This is a genomic window from Methylococcus sp. EFPC2 (assembly GCF_016925495.1).
Lineage (GTDB): Bacteria > Pseudomonadota > Gammaproteobacteria > Methylococcales > Methylococcaceae > EFPC2.
In genome coordinates this window covers 1457376-1477643 of record NZ_CP070491.1, presented here as the reverse complement: position 1 = coordinate 1477643, position 20268 = coordinate 1457376, and the positions used below count along the sequence as shown (strand labels likewise).

Annotated in this window: 1 protein-coding gene (cut by a window edge); it reads left to right on the top strand. The window is 65.5% G+C overall.

Annotated elements, in window-relative coordinates; genetic code table 11:
* A protein-coding gene (locus tag JWZ97_RS06130; protein WP_205433913.1) for a CARDB domain-containing protein crosses the window boundary here: on the top strand, window positions 1–20268 show its 5' portion. Its footprint extends 18666 nt past the window's final position; only the first 20268 of its 38934 coding nucleotides appear in the window; its start codon is at window positions 1–3; its stop codon lies off the right edge, out of view.

The window sequence follows — 20268 nt, the reverse complement described above, 5'->3', positions numbered from 1 at the left end:
TTGCGGTTCGAAACCCTCGAACCGCGGGTTTTACTTTCCGCGACGGCCGAGGTTGTCTCCACCACTTCCGACCCCGGCGATGCGACGGCTATTTCCCAACCGGCGACGGACACCGCGCCGGTGATCCAGTTGGCCGATACGGGCATATCGAGCCTGCAAGCGGCCGCCACCTCGACCGTCACCTGGATAGGGGCCGCGGGCGGCGACTGGAATGTAGCCTCCAACTGGAGTTCCGGTGCCGTACCGGTAGCGACCGACGATGTCTTGATCGGGCTGCCCGCCGGTCAGACGGTGACCATCTCCGGTGGCACCGCCACGGTGAACTCGCTCTCCTGCGACTGCGATCTCACACTGACCGGGGGCGTCACTCTCAATCTCAACGGCGATTCGTACATCAAGGGGAAGTTAACGCTGGCCGGCGGCACTTTGGCCGGGACGGGAGCCTTGACCGTCAGCGGCGCGTTCGACGTGACCGGCAGCAGCACGCTGGCCGGCAGCGGCACGCTGACCACGCAGGGCAACAGCACGCTGAACATCACCTCGGGCAATCAGTGGCTCAGTCTGTCCGGCGGCAAGCACTGGATCAACGAAGGCACGCTGACGGTCGCGGGCGACGACCAGATCATCTTCGGCTACAGCAGCGGCGGCAGCAACGCCCTGACCAATGCGGCGGGCGCCACGCTGAACCTGAACAGTAGCCAGGCCACCCTCCTGCGTTACTGGACAGGCACCGCGGCGGTCAACAACGCGGGCACCGTGAATCTGACGGCGGCGGGCGCGCACAGCTTCGACAGTTCCATTGCCTTCAACAACAGCGGCACGGTCAATGTCGATGCGGGAACCCTGACGATCTCCGGCGGCGGGACCGATACCGGCATATACGCGGTCGACGCCGGGGCCACGCTCAGCTTCGCCGGCGGCACGCGCAACCTCGACGCCGGCAGCGACATCAACGGCCTGGGCTCGTTCGCGGTGTCGGGCGGCACGGTCAATGTCAGGCATTTGCTGGGCATCGCCACGACGGGTGCGGCCCTCCGGGTCAGCGGCGGAACGCTCAACGTATCGGCGGGGGCGAGCTCGGGAGCACTGGCTTCCCTGACGGTCAGCGGCGGTACGCTGAACCTGAACAGCGCCAACACCTTGAGCAGTCTGGCCATCAGCGGCGGCGTCCTGAACCTGAACACGGGCAACTCGCATACCTTGGCGAGCCTGCTCATGTCCGGCGGTACCCTGGATGGCGCGGACCACGTCACCATCAGCGGTGCATTCGACGTGACCGGCAGCAGCACGCTGGCCGGCAGCAGCACGCTGACCACGCAGGGCAACAGCACGCTGAACATCGCCTCGGGCAATCAGTGGCTCAGTCTGTCCGGCGGCAAGCACTGGATCAACGAAGGCACGCTGACGGTCGCGGGCGACGACCAGATCATCTTCGGCTACAGCAGCGGCGGCAGCAACACCCTGACCAACGCGGTGGGCGCCACGCTGAACCTGAACAGTAGCCAGGCCACCCTCCTGCGTTACTGGACCGGCACTGCGGCGGTCAACAACGCGGGCACCGTGAATCTGACGGCGGCGGGCGCGCACGGCTTCGACAGTTCCATTGCCTTCAACAACAGCGGCACGGTCAATGTCGATGCGGGAACCCTGACGATCTCCGGCGGCGGGGCCGATACCGGCGTGTATGCGGTCGACGCCGGAGCCACGCTCAACTTCGCCGGCGGCACGCGCAACCTCGACGCCGGCAGCGACATCAACGGCCTGGGCTCGTTCGCGGTGTCGGGCGGCACGGTCAATGTCAGGCATTTGCTGGGCATCGCCACGACGGGTGCGGCCCTCCGGGTCAGCGGCGGAACGCTCAACGTATCGGCGGGGGCGAGCTCGGGAGCACTGGCTTCCCTGACGGTCAGCGGCGGTACGCTGAACCTGAACAGCGCCAACACCTTGAGCAGTCTGGCCATCAGCGGCGGCGTCCTGAACCTGAACACGGGCAACTCGCATACCTTGGCGAGCCTGCTCATGTCCGGCGGTACCCTGGATGGCGCGGACCACGTCACCATCAGCGGTGCATTCGACGTGACCGGCAGCAGCACGCTGGCCGGCAGCAGCACGCTGACCACGCAGGGCAACAGCACGCTGAACATCGCCTCGGGCAATCAGTGGCTCAGTCTGTCCGGCGGCAAGCACTGGATCAACGAAGGCACGCTGACGGTCGCGGGCGACGACCAGATCATCTTCGGCTACAGCAGCGGCGGCAGCAACACCCTGACCAACGCGGTGGGCGCCACGCTGAACCTGAACAGTAGCCAGGCCACCCTCCTGCGTTACTGGACCGGCACTGCGGCGGTCAACAACGCGGGCACCGTGAATCTGACGGCGGCGGGCGCGCACGGCTTCGACAGTTCCATTGCCTTCAACAACAGCGGCACGGTCAATGTCGATGCGGGAACCCTGACGATCTCCGGTGGCGGGGCCGATACCGGCGTGTATGCGGTCGACGCCGGAGCCACGCTCAACTTCGCCGGCGGCACGCGCAATCTCGACGCCGGTAGCGACATCAGCGGCCTGGGCTCTTTCCGCGTATCCGGTGGCACGGTCAACGTCAACGGCGGACTGAGCATCGCGCCGACGGGTGAGGGACTGAGCGTCAGCGGCGGTACCCTGAACGTCAACGGGGCGTCTGTTTCGGGGCAGTTGGCGCCCGTCATGGTCAGTGGAGGAGCGCTGAATTTCAACACCGCCGAGGCCGTGATCCTGCCCAGCCTGACCCTGACCGGTGGCACCTTGGGCGGTAGCGGCGACGTCACGGTGACGGGCGCCTTCGATGTCACCGGTACGACCAGCTACCTCAGCGGCACGGGGAGGTTCACCACGCAAGGCGTGAGCACCGTCAACATGAGTAGCAGCAACGTGCTCGCTCTTACTGGGGGCAAGACCTGGCTGAACGAAGGCACGCTGACGCTGGGTGGCGATGACGTTCTCTATTTTGGTTACACCAGTGGCGGCAGCAACACCCTAACCAACGCGGCCGGGGCGACGCTCAATTTGGCCAGTTCCAGCAGCCAACCGTTGGGACTCTGGAGTGGTAGCGGGGTTTTCAACAACGTCGGCACGCTGAATCAGACCGTGACGGGTAACCACGGCCTACACAGTTCGATCGCCTTCAACAATACCGGTACGGTCAATGTCGCTGCCGGCACGCTGAGCATCGCGGGCGGGGGGACCGATACCGGCGTGTATGCGGTCGACGCCGGGGCCACGCTCAACTTCGCGGGCGGCACACGCAATCTCGACGCCGGCTCCAACATCACCGGTTTGGGCACATTCGCTGTGTCGGGCGGCACGATCAACGTCAACGGCGGACTGGACATCGCGCCGACGGGTGAGGGACTGAGCGTCAGCGGCGGTACCCTGAACGTCAACGGGGCGTCTGTTTCGGGGCAGTTGGCGCCCGTCATGGTCAGTGGAGGAGCGCTGAATTTCAACACCGCCGAGGCCGTGATCCTGCCCAGCCTGACCCTGACCGGTGGCACCTTGGGCGGTAGCGGCGACGTCACGGTGACGGGTGCCTTCGATGTCACCGGTACGACCAGCTACCTCAGCGGCACGGGGAGGTTCACCACGCAAGGCGTGAGCACCGTCAACATGAGCAGCAGCAACGTGCTCGCTCTTACTGGGGGCAAGACCTGGCTGAACGAAGGCACGCTGACGCTGGGTGGCGATGACGTTCTCTATTTTGGTTACACCAGTGGCGGCAGCAACACCCTAACCAACGCGGCCGGGGCGACGCTCAATTTGGCCAGTTCCAGCAGCCAACCGTTGGGACTCTGGAGTGGTAGCGGGGTTTTCAACAACGTCGGCACGCTGAATCAGACCGTGACGGGTAACCACGGCCTACACAGCTCGATCGCCTTCAACAACAGCGGCACGGTCAATGTCGATGCGGGAACCCTGACGATCTCGGGCGGCGGGACCGATACCGGAGTCTATGCGGTCGACGCCGGAGCCACGCTCAGCTTCGCGGGCGGCACACGCAATCTCGACGCCGGCTCCAACATCACCGGTTTGGGGACATTGCAGGTAGTTGGTAGTGCCACGGTGAACGCGAATACTACGTTTGATCTTGCCAGTAGTGGAACCGGCTTGACGATCGGCTCCGGTAGCCTGCTCGTCAACCAGTCGCTCATCCTGGGGGATCTGATCCTGACCGGTGGCACCCTGGGCGGCAGCGGCGACGTCACGGTGACGGGTGCCTTCGATGTCACCGGTACGACCAGCTACCTCAGCGGCACGGGGAGGTTCACCACGCAAGGCGTGAGCACCGTCAACATGAGCAGCAGCAACGTGCTCGCTCTTACTGGGGGCAAGACCTGGCTGAACGAAGGCACGCTGACGCTGGGTGGCGATGACGTTATCTATTTTGGTTACACCAGTGGCGGCAGCAACACCCTAACCAACGCGGCCGGGGCGACGCTCAATTTGGCCAGTTCCAGCAGCCAACCGTTGGGACTCTGGAGTGGTAGCGGGGTTTTCAACAACGCCGGCACGCTGAATCAGACCGTGGCGGGTAACCACGGCCTACACAGTTCGATCGCCTTCAACAATACCGGTGCGGTCAATGTCGCTGCCGGCACGCTGACCTACAACCACAATCTCGCCATCGACCAGGGCACCCTGCACATCGCCCCGGGTGCGCAGTTAAGCATCGTCGGCTCGCTCAGTCTCGGCGCGCAGGCCACCGTGCGGGTGGGTCTTGGCAATGCGACGACGACGGGACTGCTGGCGGCGACCGGAACGGCCAATCTAGCCGGTACGCTGGCCGTTTATCTGGACGGCGGTTATGTGCCCGCGACCAGCGACGTCTTCAATCTGATGACGTATGCCAACCGGGCCGGCAGCTTCAGCGTCCTGCGCGGAGAGAGTCCCGGCGCACAAATGGATTTCACCGTCGACACGGCTTCCGACCCGAAGGTACTCAAGGTAAGGAACATCAACGTCAGCACGGTGCAGGCCGGAACGGACTTGACCGTGACCGGCCTGGGCCTGAGCGCGGACTCGGTGCTGCAGTCCGGCAATACCGTGACCGTGAAATGGGCGGTGAACAACACCGGCACGCTGGCGACGACGACGTCGTGGACCGACTGGCTGCTGGTGCGCAATCTGGATACCGATGAGCTGCTCGCCGACATCAAGATACCTTACGTCGGTGACGCCCTCCAGGGCGGTCAAAGCGTACAGCGCGAACAGAGTGTTCTGCTGCCGAAAGGCAACCGGGGCGCAGGCAAGCTGAGTTTCACGCTGATCACCGACGCGACCAATGCGGTGGTGGAAACCAACGCCGAAGGCCTGGCGGAAACTAACAACGAAACCAGCGTCAGCCTGGACTCGGCCTTGGCGCCCTATCCCGATCTGACCACGGGCGAAGTGACGGCGACCCCGGCATCCGGCTGGCTCGCGGGCGATGCCGTGACGGTGAGCTGGAAGACCTACAACCACGGCGACGGCGCGACCTCGGGCTCGTGGATCGAAACCCTGCGTGTCAAGAATCTCACGACCGGTCAGGTATTGTTTACGAAAGAAATACCCTACGAATCCGGCGACATCGAAGGCGGCCATTTCCGGGACCGCAGCACCGCGATCCTCTGGCCAGCGGGGATCAATGCCACCGGTCAGATCGAATTCCTGGTCACCGTCGATGCGACGGGACTGGTCTTCGAGAACAATCCGAACGACACGGCCGAGAGCAACAACACCGCCCAGACGGTCGTGCTGTCTGCACCCGATCTGAAGGTAGGCGGATTGATGAGCGACATCGGCACGCCCGTCACCGGCGAGTTCATCACCCTGAGCTGGAACGACGTGAACGGCGGCAATGCGCCCATCACGGCCGGCTGGTACGACCGAATCCGCGTGGTCAACCAGACCACGGGGGTGGTCCTGGTCAATGAGCAGCTCCGCTACGATCCGCCCGCAGGCGGAGTCCTGCAGGCGAACGGTTCCGTTCAGCAGACCTACAAGTTCCGCGTGGCCGACGGCAGCGCGGGCGTCGGCGATCTGCTGGTGCAAATCACCGCGGACCAGAACATTTACGGTTCCGGCGGCATCGTGGAAATAAATGCCGACGGCAACGCCGAGACCAACAACAGCGCCAGCCTGAGCCTGACGTCGACCCTGGCGAGTTATCCCGACCTGGTGGTGACCGATTTGGCGATCAGCCCGGCCGGCGGCTGGAAAGCCGGTGACGCCGTGAGCGTGAGCTGGAAGACCCATAACCAGGGTGCGATCGCTACCCGCGGCTCCTGGACGGAGACCCTGACCGTACGCAACCTCGCGACCGGACAGACCTTCGTCACGACTCCCGTTCCCTACGACGAATCGACACTGGGCCCGATTGCGCCGGAGGGGCTTGCCGACCGCAGCTACAAGCTGATCTGGCCCGCCGGTATCAACGGCATCGGCCGGTTCGAATTCACCGTCCGCGCCGACACGGGCGGCACCGGTCCCAACGGCCAAATCTTCGAATCCAACCCGGAGGGTACGGCGGAAACCAACAACACGGACGCCGTCACGCTGATATCCGCCCCGGACCTGCGGGTCACCAATCTGACCACGCTGCAAACCCTCCCGCAGGCCGGAGGCACCCTCAATGTCCGTTGGAACGACTACAACGGCGGCACCGCCGCCACGGTCACCGGCTGGTCGGACCGCATCGTCGTGCGCAATCTGGCCACCGGCGAGACCCTGGTCGACGAATTTGTCGGCTTCGACCCCAATGCGGCCGACAGCGGCGGCCATCCCGCGCCCGGGCAGTCGAGAGAGCGCGGCTACGACTTCGCATTGCCGACCGGCCTGCGCGGGACCGGGCAGATCGAAATCACCGTGACCACCGATGCCACCGGCGCGGTGTCCGAAGTCAACGCCGAAGGCAATGCCGAGAGCAACAACGGCAGCGTCATCGGCTTCACTTCGGCCGCGGTCGACTATCCGAACCTGACGGTAAGCGGCCTGACGGCAAACGGCCAGAACGTGCCGCTCGACGCCCGCGGCGGCGACAGCATCAGCGTGCAATGGACGGTTACCAACAACAGCTCCGTCAATGTCACGCAGGCCCGGACCGACCGGATCGTCCTCAGCCAAGACGGGCAGATCGGCGATGCCGACGATATCGTCCTGGCCACCATCGACTACCCCGGCGGCCTCGCCGCACACGCCAGCTATACCACCAGCCGTTCGGTCACCCTGCCGCAGCGCCTGAACGGCACCTGGTATCTGTCGGTCGTCGTCGACGCCTTGAACCAGGTGCCCGAACCGGACACGCGTGCCGACAATACCTTCCTGCCGCCCATTCCCATCAATCTGACCTCGCCTTATGCCGACCTGCAGTTCGAGGTGGCCATAGGCCCCGAGCAGGCGATCGAGGGCACGCCGGCCGCCCTGTCCTGGCGCGTGCGCAACCGCGGTGACGGTGCGACCGACGTCAGCCAGTGGCAGGACGCGATCTACCTCTCCACCGACCAGACACTGGACGATACGGATATCCTGCTGGGGCAGGCCGACCACAGCGGCGCCGTCGCCGCCGGCGAGACCTATACCACCGTCACCCAGATCCCGGTCCCTTACGGTATTGCGAGCAGTTACTATTTTCTCATCCGCAGCGACGCGCTGAACCAGGTCTATGAGGGCAGTTTCGAAAACAATAATGTTGCCGCCACCGTCCTGCCGACGCTCATCAAATCGACGCCCGCGCCGGATCTCGTCACCCTCGGTGTGAACGGCCCGGCGACAGGCCGGGCCGGCGATCAGGTCACGGTCGGCTGGACCGTCGCCAACGCCGGGGAGGCGACCGCCAGCGGCACCTGGGTCGACAAGGTATATCTTGCCAAGGACGGTAGCCTCACCGGCGCCGCACTCCTCGCCACCGTCAGCCAGACCCGGCAACTGTCCGCCAACGCCGGCGACAACAGCTATTCCGCCGAGGCGACCGTCACGCTGCCGGATTGGATCGATGCTTCCTATTCTTTCTTGGTCGTGAGCGATGCGGGCCTGAAGATTTATGAATACGGTCGGGAGGCCAACAATCTCAAGGTTTCCGACCCGTTGGCGCTGGGCCACGCGAACCTTCAACTGGCGGACCCCGTCGTTGCGCCTGCGAGCGCCCGGTCCGGCGATAGCATCGACATCAGCTGGGAGGTGGTCAATTCGGGATCGCGGGCGGTGACCGAGAGCTGGATCGATCGGGTTTACCTTTCGCAGGATGGCACCGTCGGCGCGGGCGACCGCCTGCTCGGCGAATTCACCCATAACGGTCCGCTGGCGCCGCTGGCCACGGATCCGGGCAGCATCCACGCCCTTATTCCCATCGATTTGTCCGGAGCCTGGCGCATCATCGTGCAAACCGATGCGACGGGGGCGGTGCACGAAGCCAATGGCGAGCAGGACAACGAGCGCGCGTCGCTCATCGACATCGACCTGGCGCCCTATGCCGATCTGCAGGTCAGCAACGTAAGTGCTCCATCGCTCACGATCGCCGATCCCGCCCATATCACCGTCGGCTGGACCGTGAGCAACCTCCTCGGCACCGGAGCCGGACTGAGCGGGGAGTGGACCGACAGCGTCATCGCCTCGCGTAACGCCGTGCTCGGCGATAGCGACGATATCGTGCTGGGCAGCCTGATACACACCGGCGGTTTGGCCAAGGGCGCCAGCTACAGCGAGACGAAAGAATTCTTGATGGCGCCTTCCCTGACCGGGCGTTTCACGGTCTTCGTGCGCAGCGACAGCGCCGACCAGGTGTTCGAGAACGGCAGCGAAGCCAACAACGTCGACGCGGCGGACCACCCCGTCGACATCATGCCCATACCCTATGCCGACCTGACCATCATCCAGCCCAGCGTGGGCGCGGACGCGCTGTCGGGCGGTACGCTCACGGTCAACTGGCGCGTGCAAAACCAGGGTATCGCGCGCACCAACACCACGATTTGGAGCGACCGCGTCTTCCTCGCCCGCAATTCCGACGGCAGCGGCATCGTGGCGAATGCCGCGTTCGATCACCTGGGCGCGCTGGCGAACGGGGAGTTCTATGACCGCACCGGCAACTTGACGCTGCCGGAAGGATTGTCCGGTCATTTCTACGTGTTCGTCGAAACCGGCGGGCCTTTCGAGTTCATCCACGACGACAACAATCGTGCGCTGGCCGGCGAAGTGCAGGTCAGCGTGGCGCCCAGTGCCGACCTGGTGGTGGATCCGGACATCGTCGCACCGGTTTCGGCGAACGAGGGCGACACCATCCAGATCGGTTGGACAGTCAAAAACCAAGGTCAGGCCAATGCGCTGGCGGCCATCACCGATCAGGTGGAACTGGTCAAGGCCAATGACGCAACAGTCCGGCCCATTACCTTGGGCAGCTTCCGCCACGATGGCGGCCTGGAAGCGGGCAAGTTCTACACCCGCACCGAGCGCTTCGTGCTGCCCACCCACATCGACGGCGGCTGGGTGGTGCGCGTCAGCACCAACATCGCCGGCACGGTCTTCGAACTGGGCGACCGCGCCAACAACAATGCGACGACCGACGAGCAGACCTTGTTGCTGTCGGCCAAGGCCCGGCCCAACCTGCAGGTCCAGAACGTCAGTCCCGCGAACGAGATCACCGCAGGCGTTAGCTTTGCGGTGAACTACACGGTCGTCAACCGAGGCACCGTGGCCACCAACGTAGCCGGCTGGCACGACAAGGTCTACCTGTCGCTGGACGACAAGCTCAGCAGCGACGACTTGCTGCTGGACACGGTGAACAACCCGCAAGCCCTGAGCGCGACGGGCGCGGGAGACGACAGCTATACGGCCCTGTCGCACCTGGTGACCATACCCACCCGCTACCAGGGCAAGGCCTTCATAGTGGTCGCCGCCGATGCCGACAGGGCCATGGACGAATACCCGCACGACGACGACAACGTCACCGCGAAAGAGATTTTCATCAACCCCTATCCTCCCGCGGATCTCGTCGTCAGTGACGTGAGCGCGCCGTCGCAGGCCATCTACGGCAGCGAGATCGAAGTCCGCTTCACCGTCACCAACAAGGGCGTCAACACCACCGACAAGACCACTTGGACCGACTCGGTCTGGCTGACGCGCGACAAGACCCGCCCCACGCCCGGACTGAAAGACGAGCACGGCAACGTCATCGGCAACGGCGCCATCTTCCTGGGCAGTAAGCTGCACACGGGCGTGCTGGTCAAGGAAGGCAGCAACGAGGCGAGCAGCTACGAGGCCGTCATCAAGGTGCGCATCCCGCAGGAGATCGCCTCGGGCAGCTATTACATCACGCCCTGGACCGACGCCTACGACGCGGTGCTGGAAGACACCTTCACGCCGAATCCCGACGATCCCGCCGAATTCGACAGCAATAACTACAAGGCGCGGGCTATCGACATCATAGGCAACCCGCCGGCGCCCAAGGCCGATCTGCGCGTGACCAAGGTCGTCGCCGACGCGACGGGCTCAACCGATCAGCCCTTCACGATCAGCTGGACCGTCGAGAACCACGACGAAGGCCAGGCCGACGACTGGGTCGACTCGGTTTACGCTTCCGACCTGCCCCTGGACGACCCTCAGGCCAAGAAGTGGTTCCTCGGCAGCTTCAGCCGCCTCAAGTCGCTCGGCAAGCTGGAGAGCTACACCAACACCAAGAGTTTCACGCTGTCGCCGGCCGTGAAAGCGCGTTACGTCACGGTCAAGACCGACACCGCGCTCGTACCGTCGGTGGCCGAAAGCAACGAAGACAACAACAGCAATTGGACCAGCACGGTCATCGACCCCCGCCCGGCCGATCTGGTGCCCATAGCGATGAGCGTCACACCGGAGCAAAGCTATTCGGGCGAACAGATCGCCGTCAGCTGGACCGTGCAAAACCAGGGTCACGACGTCTGGAGCGGCACCAAGAGCTGGGTGGACCAGATCTGGTTCTCGCCCGACGCCAGCTTCATCCGCTCGCGTGCGACCCTGCTGGGCAGCGTTGTGCACAACAACAGCCAAGGGCTCATCCATAACGGAGAATACATCGGGCATGCCGATCTCAGGCTGCCCGCCGGCACCGACGGTCCCTATTATCTGCACCTCATCGTCGATGCCGCTATCGACCAGCCCGACGGCGAAGACGTGGCGGGACGCAACGACCTGTCCCTGAGCCATTACGTGTTTCATGCCTACGAGCCGCCCGGGACGGACAACAACCGCTACCAGACCGACCTGGACGTGGTCTACCGCGAGCCCGACCTGATCGTCTCCGAACTGACTCTGCAGCCCGGCGGCTACCAGTCGGGCGGTCTGCTTGGCGGCAGTTTCAAGGTCACCAATCAGGGCCACCGCGACACGCGCCAGTTCTTATGGAACGACCGCGTCTATCTGTCGCGCGATCCCTCGCTGGACAGCACCGACCTGCAAGTCGGAGATTTCAGACATGGCGGCGTGCTGGCCGCCGACGGCGGCAGCTATACGCAGGATTTCCAGATTCGCCTGCCGGAAGGCGCCGACGGCCGCTGGTATCTGATCGTCTATACCGACTCCGATATCCTCGGCGTGGGCAACAACAGTCCCTCGCCCACCGAGAACAGCCGTATCGGCAGAACCTCCGATGCCGTGCCCGAATTCCGCGGAGAAGGCAACAACGTCACCGTCAAGGGTATCGACGTCAGCTTGCGGCCCAGTGCCGACCTGCAAGTGAAGCCCGTCACCATCGCGGCACAGCATCTGTGGACCGGACAGGTGCTGAGCCTGGGCTACGACGTGGTCAATGCCGGTAGCGGCGACACGCCGCCCGACCAGACGCACTGGCTGGACCGCATCTATCTGTCCGCCGACGCCTCGCTGGACCTCAACGCCGACCGCCTCATCGACGTCGTCAGCCACGCCGGCGTGCTGAAACTCGGCGAGAGCTATCACGTCGACCGCAGCATCCGGCTCGAGAGCCAAATAGTCGGTTCCTATTACGTGATCGTCGTGACCGATCCCGTCACCAACGACAGGCCGCGCGGTCAGGTCTACGAAGGCAGCAAGGAAAACAACAACGCCAACCAGTCCGCCGCACTCGTGGTCGAATTGCCGCCGCCGGCCGATCTGGTGGTCACGAATGTCGAAATGCAGGGCACCGCGACGGTCAACGGCGACATCAAGCTGCGCTGGACCGTCACCAACCAGGGCGACTTCGCGGCGCAAGGCAGCTGGACGGATTCCGTCTATCTGTCCGCCGACGGCCAGTGGGATCTGGGCGATATCCGTCTGGGCCAGGTGGATCACGTCGGCACGCTGCAAAAGGGCGATAACTATACGACCCTGCTCGGCACCTTCAGGCTGCCGCCGCTCAAGGGCGGCAACTACCGCATCATCGTGCGGCCGGACATCTACAACCAGGTTTACGAGGGCATCGGGGAATCCAACAACCGCTCGCCCCTGCCCGGTGAAATCACGGTCAGCGTGCCCGAACTGCAGCTGGGCGTGTCCCAGCCGGTGGAAATGAAGGTCGGCGAAGGCCTGCTCTACCGCGTCCATGCCGAGGCGGGCCAGACGCTGCGTTTCACCCTGCGCACCAACCGGGCCGACGCGGCCGACGAGATCTACGTGCGCTGGGGCGATGTGCCCACGCCGGCGCTCTTCGACGCCAGCTATACCACACCGCTGCAGCCCAATCAGACCGCGGTGATCCCGCGCACCGAAGCGGGCGACTACTACGTGCTGGTCCGCTCGCAATCCGCCGGCGCGAACACCTTCGCGGCCACCCTCAAGGCCGAAGCCCTGCCTTTCCAGCTCACCGATGTGACGCCGGACCAGGGCGGCGACGGACGCTGGGTCAGCATGACCCTGACCGGCGCGCAGTTCAAGGAAGGCGCCCTCGTCAAGTTGATCCGCCCGGGCGTAGCCGAAGTCACGCCCACCCGCATGGAGATCATCGACGCCACCAAGATCATCGCGATCTTCGATCTGCGCGACCAGCCGCACGGCCTGTACGACGTCAAGGTCATCAACCCCGACGGCGCGGAAGCGGTGCTGCCTTACCGTTATCTTATCGAGCGGGCCCTGCCCATCGACGTTTCGCTGGGCCTGGGCGGCCCCCGCACGCTCAAGCCGGGCAACGCGGGTCTCTATCACGTCACCCTGGAGAACGCCACCAACATCGACACGCCTTACGTGTACTTCCAGGTAGGCGTGCCGGAAATGGGCAACAACGCTCGGGTCTGGGGCCTGCCTTACGTGAGCTTCAGCAGCAATGTGCGGGGCGACACCAGCCCGAGCGGCATCGACGGCGACACGGTCTGGGTCAGCCTGGACTCCGAAGTCAACACCACCGGCGAGATGCTGGCACCCGGCTATGTGCTGGATCTGCAGGCCGGCGGCTTTGCCGGTTTCAACTTCATCGCCCAGACCTATCCCGGCTTCCTGGAGGTGCTGGCGAAGAACAAGGCGGGTCTGCGCGACGCCCTGGCCGACGCCCGCCCGCAGTGGGTGGCGGACGGCAGCCTGGACACCCGCCTGGCCGGACTCTACAGCCTGATTCAGAACGCTATCGACCATCCGGACAGCCTGAGCTTCCTCAAGGCAATCGCCGCCGTCGAGAAATACATGCCGTTCCGCTTCAATGTCTTCGCCACGGCGACGGCCTTGACGCGCGACGAATTCGTGCAGCGCCAGACCGCGGACGCCGAAGCCCTGCGCCTGAAAGTCCTGGCCGACCGCACCGCCAGCGTGGCCCTGATCGGCCTGGCCGCCGACCAGGAAGGCTGGCAGCAAAGCTACCTGGCCGCGCTCGAACAGGTCGGCCTGCTGCGCCCCGTCGACACGGCCCCGCCCGTGCTGGAGCAGCCCCGCGTGGCCAGCACCTTGTCCATCCTCGCCAGCGGCGTGTCGCTGGGGCCGGCCGGGCAACGCATCCAGAGTGACGGAGATCTGCTGGACTTCTTCGAAGCCGTGCACCGCTGGTATGGCGACCAGCCCGGCAAGCTCGCGCCGATCGCCAGCTACGACGACCTCTACGTGTCCGAAGACGGCGACCAGGTGGTGATCAAGGTGCCGGTGCCGGCGCTGCCGGAATTCGAGGATTACGACCTCGGCCTGGCGCAAACCACCTACCTCAACGCCTTCAACGTCTACGCCAAAGGCAGGGCCAACCCGGCGTCGGCCACCGCCAGCGCGGACCTCTCGCCGCTGATGCTGCAGTCCTCGCTCGATACCGGCGGCACCGGCACCGCGCAGGCCTCGATCACCGGGCCGCAGGCCTACGGCGAGCAGCAGTACCTGCCGGTGGACCAGGCCTTGCCCTACACCATCGATTTCCAGAATCTGGCCGAAGCGATCAGCCCCGTCAACGAGATCAGGATCGAACAAAAGCTCGATCCGTCGCTGAGCCCGCGCAGCTTCCGCCTGGGCGACATCAAACTGGGCGACGTCACCCTCCACATCCCGCAGGGGCGCGCCAGCTTCCAGGGCGATATCGACCTGCGCAATTCGCGCGGCTACCTCGTGCGCGTGTCGGCCGGCGTCGAACCGAACACCGGCACCGCCGTGTGGGTGTTGCAAGCCATCGATCCGGAAACCGGCGAAGTGCTGGCCGACGCCACGCGGGGCCTGCTGCCGCCCAACGATGACCAGGGCAGGGGCGCAGGCTGGGTCAGCTACACGGTACAGCCGAAACTGGACGTGGAAACCGGCACGCGGATCCACGCGCAGGCCAGCGTCACGTTCGACAAAAAGATCAGCTACGACACGACGGACCTGGTTCAAACGATAGACGGCAAGCCCCCGCTCACCACCCTGACCGCGACCCCGCTGGGAGAGGGCGATACCGGCGTCTACGACGTGCGCTGGACGGTTAGCGAGGAAACCGGCGGATCGGGCGTGCAACACACGACCGTTTACGTGGCCAAGGACGGCGGCGCCTGGGAGATCTGGCAGCGCCAGACCACGGCCGGCTCGGCGCTGTTCCAGGGCGAAGCCGGGCACCGCTACGAATTCGCCGCGCTGTCCACCGACAACGCGGGTAATCGCGAAGCGCCCCGCACGTCGCAATCCCTGCCCGACGACGGCACGCGGACCAACCTGGGCGGCACGCCGACGGTGGACCGCACCACGATCGACACCGGCACCCCGCCCGAACCCAGCAACGCGACCGCGACCAACGAGCTTTTCAGCCAGGCCGAGCAAAACAATCTGCCGGCCACGCCACCCGAACGGCCCTCGCAGTTCACGCAGGTATTGGCACCGTTCTCGGGCGAAGTCTTCGGCACCGGCATCGCGCAAAGCGACGCCGGCATCGGCCCTCTGGCCCTGCTGGAGCAGCCGGACGGCGGCTTCATCGTCAGCGGCGGCGCCAACCGGGGCGCGCTGTACCGCTATACGCAGGAAGGCGGCCGCGCCATCAATCCCATCGCCGCGTTGAACGAGCCCGTCTTCGACCTGGCTTACGACGACCACGGCGGCCTGTGGGCCACCAGCGGCGGCGGACAATTGCTCGAACTCGACCCCGCCAGCTTCGCCGTGCTCAACCGCTATGGCGACAGCCTGACCCAGACGCTGGTGTTCGATGCGGCCAAACACGCGTTCTACGTGTCCTCGGGCGACGGCATCGAGATCTTCGATCCGACCGCGCGGACCTTCAGCCACTACAGCAACTTCCGCGTCGACGATCTGGCGATCGCGCCCAACGGCCGCCTGTGGGGCACCGCCTGGCCGAACCGCGGCGAGGTCGTGAGCTTCGACGAACATGGCCGCCCAAGCGCGCAATTGCGCATCGATGCCGACCTGGATTCGCTGGCCTTCGGCAAGGCGGGCACGCAACTCGAAGGACTGCTGTTCGTGTCTTCGCGCATCCGCTCGGGCAGCACCGCACCGGCCGATCTGTACATGGTGGACTTGTCCACCCTGCGCATGCTCAAAGTGGCCAGCGGCGGACCCAGCGCCGAGCAACTGCTCTCCACGAGCGACGGCCGCCTGCTCGTGGCCAATAGCGCCCAGGTCGACGTCATCGCCCCGCTGATCGCGCCCGAGGTGGTACACACCGACCCGCCGCAAAATGCCCTGGTCGCCTTGCCGCACTCTCAGTTGCGCGTCACTTTCAACATCGACATGCGGCGCGGCCTGACCCGCGCCGACGACTCGGTGCTCAACCCATTCAACTACCGTCTGCTGGACAGCAGCGGCAACCGGGTGTCGGTCATTTCGGTGGACTACGACGCGCTCACGCGGACGGCCACCCTGCACATCGAATCGCCCGCCGCCGACGTCTACACCCTGACCGTAGACAAGCGCATGCGCTCGGCCGCGGGCTTGAGCCTGGGCACGGACTACCAGACCAGCTTCACCCTGATCGAGGACTTTTCCTCCCTGGTGGACATCGCCTTCGTCAACACGCGATCCGATCGCGCCGATGGCACGGTCAGCTTCGACGTGAAGGTCACCAACCGCACCGACTATCAGCTCCGCGTTCCGGTGATGCTGGTGCTCGACCCCTCGCGTTATTTCGCCGGCCAGCCCTTGGGGGCGTCGCTGCAAGGCAATGGCCTGTGGTTCCTCGACATCGGCAGCAACCTGCCCGGCGGCGTATTGGCGCCGGGGGCTTCCACCGAGGTGCGCACCGTCACGCTGAGCAACCCGCTGGGCCAGCATGTGAACCTCGGCAGCGGCGTCTACTCGATGCCCTATCCCAACCAGGTTCCGGTATTCGGCAGTTCTCCCGCCACGGCGGCGCAGGCGGGGCAGGGCTACGTTTACCAGGCCCAGGCCAGCGATCCGGACGGCGCCGTCATCACCTATGTGTTGATGGACGGTCCGCAGGGCCTGACTCTGGATGGCGCCACGGGCCTCCTCAGCTGGACGCCGACCGCGGCCAGCCCCGCAGTCGCTCCCGTGGTGCTGCGCGCCTACGACACGCGCGGCGGTTACGCCAGCCAATCCTTCGCCATCGAAGTCGCGGGCGGCAACCGTGCGCCTGAACTGACGCTGCCCACTTCCGTGCGCCTGAGCACCGGCCAGTCCTACATCCTGGATATCGTCGCTTCCGATCCCGACGGCCAGCGCCTGGCCTACAGCATCGATAATCTGCCGCCGGGTGCGAGTTTCGACCCCGAGCGCGGCCAGCTCAACTGGACCCCCGCCGGCGACCAGGCCGGCGAATACGATCGGGTGCGGGTATCCGTGAGCGACGGCACCAACGTCACGAGCCGATGGCTCAAGATGATCGTGGACAAGGTCAACGTGGCTCCGGTGTTGCGCGGCATCCCGGAACGCACGGTGCGCCAGGGCGACCCGATCCGCTTTACCCTGATCGCCGATGACGTAGACTCGGCGAACCTGACCTACACGGCATCCGACCTGCCGCCGGGCGCCACGCTGCACCCGAACACCGGTGTGTTCGAGTGGACCCCGGCGTATGACCGTGCGGGCCCGGTGGACATCCATTTCGTCGTCAGCGACGGCCAGGCCAGCGGGTCGCGCGTGGTGCGCATCAATGTGAGCAACGTCAACGCCGCTCCGGTGTTCGACTCCTTCGACGGGCTCTCGGTGGACGAGAACCAGCCCATCACGCTGCGCCTGTTCGCGCTGGATCCGGACAACCCCCATTACCAGCCCCAGATGCGCCTGGCCGATGGCACGCTCAGCCCGCCCGACACCACGGATCCGTCCGTCAGTTACGCGGTCGAGAACCTGCCCACCGGCGCCCAATTCGATGCGGCCACCGCGATGCTGACGTGGACGCCGGGCTACGGCCAGGCCGGCAGCCACACCCTGCACGTGATCGCCACCGACAACGGTGACGGCACCGGCACGCCGCAAATCTCCCACGCGAACGTGTCCATCGTGGTGCGCAACGTCAACCGCACGCCGGTGATCGCCGAGCAGACGCCCCTGGCCGTGCCCGTGAGCAAGGGCCAGGTGCTGGATCTGCCCATCGTCGTCAGCGACCCGGACGGCAATCCGCTGTCGCTCGTTTTCGAGGATCTGCCCGACTTCGTCACCTTCATTCCCGGCGCCACGGCCAACGGCAGCGGAACGCTGCGCATCGCGCCGGGCGACCGTGACCGCGGCGACCATTTCGTCAAGCTCGTGGCCACCGACGACGGCGACGGCGGCGGTGCCGGCAAGGCGTTGTCGGCGTCGCACATTTTCGTGATCTCGGTCGCTTCGACCTCCGAACCCCCGCTGCTGGCACCGATAGGCAACAAGGTGGCCCTGATCGGCCAAGCGCTGGAGTTCACGCTGACCGCCAGCGACCTGGACCAGGACGATTTGAACTTCAGCGCGAGCGGACTGCCGGGCAACGCCCAACTGACCGCCGGCACCGTCTACGGCACCGCCCATTTCAGTTGGACTCCCACGGCCAGCGAGGCCGGTTCGCACCCCGTCAGCTTCACCGTCACCGACTCCAAGGGCAATGCCCACACCCGCAGCGTCACGCTGACGGCGCGGGCCAGCAATGCCGCGCCCCTGCTGGCGCCGGTCGGCGCGCTCAGCGTCGCGGAGGGCGGAGAGTTGTCGCTGCAGTTGTCCGCCCTCGATACGGACGGCGACACTGCGACTTATACGGCGACCAACCTGCCGGTTGGCGCCAGGCTCGATGAGACCACCGGCCTGCTGACCTGGCGGCCGGGATTCGATGCGGCCGGTGTCTTTGGCAACATCGTGCTGACCGTGACGGACGGTGCGCTGCAAAGCAGCGAAAAAATCACGATTACGGTCACGCCGACCAACCGCGCCCCCTTCCTGGCCAATATCGTGCCCATCGGCGGACAGGAGCGTTCGCTGCTGAAATTCAGCCTGGTGGGTTCGGACCCGGACGGCGACGCCTTGGCCTATAGCGCCATCGGTTCGCTGCCCACCGGCGCCAAACTGGACCCGCTGACCGGCACCTTGACCTGGACGCCGAACTACGACCAGGCGGGCAGCTACGAGCTGAAGTTCGCCGCGACCGATTTGACGGGTGCGTCCGTCCAGCAGACCGTGCTGATCAACATCGCGGACATCAACCGGCCGCCCGTGCTGTCTTTCACCAACCATCAGGTGGCTTTGGGCGACACGCTGCAATTCACCCTCGCTGGTAGCGACCCCGACAGCGCCGAAACGCTCCATTTCTCGGCCACGGGTTTGCCGGAGGGCGCCGATCTGAACCCGGTCACCGGCGAAATCGTCTGGACACCCAACCCCGGGCAGGTCGGTGATTTCTTCTCGGTGCTCGCGCTGAGCGACGGCAAGACCACCGTGCAACGCGGCCTGGCCTTGCGCGTCACGCCGCAAGCCGTCGGTCCCCAGACCCATATCGTGCTCACGCCGAGCTTCCCGTCGCTGCCGGGCCAGCCGGTGGCGATCAACGTGCAGGCCGATGCGTTCTCGGCCGTGGCCGCGCGCACCCTGTCCGTCAACGGCACCGCGCTGGCGCTGGACGCGCAGGGCCGCGCCGTGTTCACCGCCGCGGCCAGCGGCCTGTATGAACTCGTGGCCACCGCCACGGATCTGGACGGCTATACCAGCCAAGTGACCAAGGTGCTCAAGGTGCGCGATGCCGCCGACACGGCTGCGCCCGAGATCTCACTGGCGGCCGCACTCGACGGCCAGCGCATCGCCACCCAGGCGGCGCTCATTGGTAAGGTGGCCGACAGCAACCTCGAAGCCTGGACCTTGGAAATCGCGCCCCTGGGCAGCGAGGACTTCCACCTCATCGCGCAGGGTACGGCGGCCGTGGACGGCACCTTGACCACCCTGGACGCCGGCCGTTACAACCGGGGTTTCTACACCCTGCGCCTGTCGGCCCAGGACATCGCCGGGCGCCGCGCCGAGACGACCAGCACCGTCGAGCTGGCCGCAGCGCCCGCCGCGGGCCGCTACGTCACCCAGATCGCCGACTTCAGCTTCACCCTGGCCGGCCATACGCTGGACTTCACCCGTCGTTACGACGAACTGTATGCCTATACGCCATCCAGCTTCGGGCTGGGCTGGAGCCTGGGACTGATCGATCTGGACGTGCAGAGCGACGTGCCGCCCACCGGTGCTGAAGGCACGGGTGTCTACAATCCCTTGCGCGAGGGCTCGCGCGTCTATGTGACCACACCGGACGGCCAGCGCGTGGGCTTCACCTTCGCCCCCCAACAGGTCAAGGGTAACGGTTACAGCTATTTCACACCGGCCTGGACCGCGGATGCGGGCGTGAACTGGCAACTGGTCTCGGCGCCGGTCAAACTGCAACGCGCCGCGGGCAGCTTCTACAGCCTGACCGACGGTGCGGCCTACAACCCG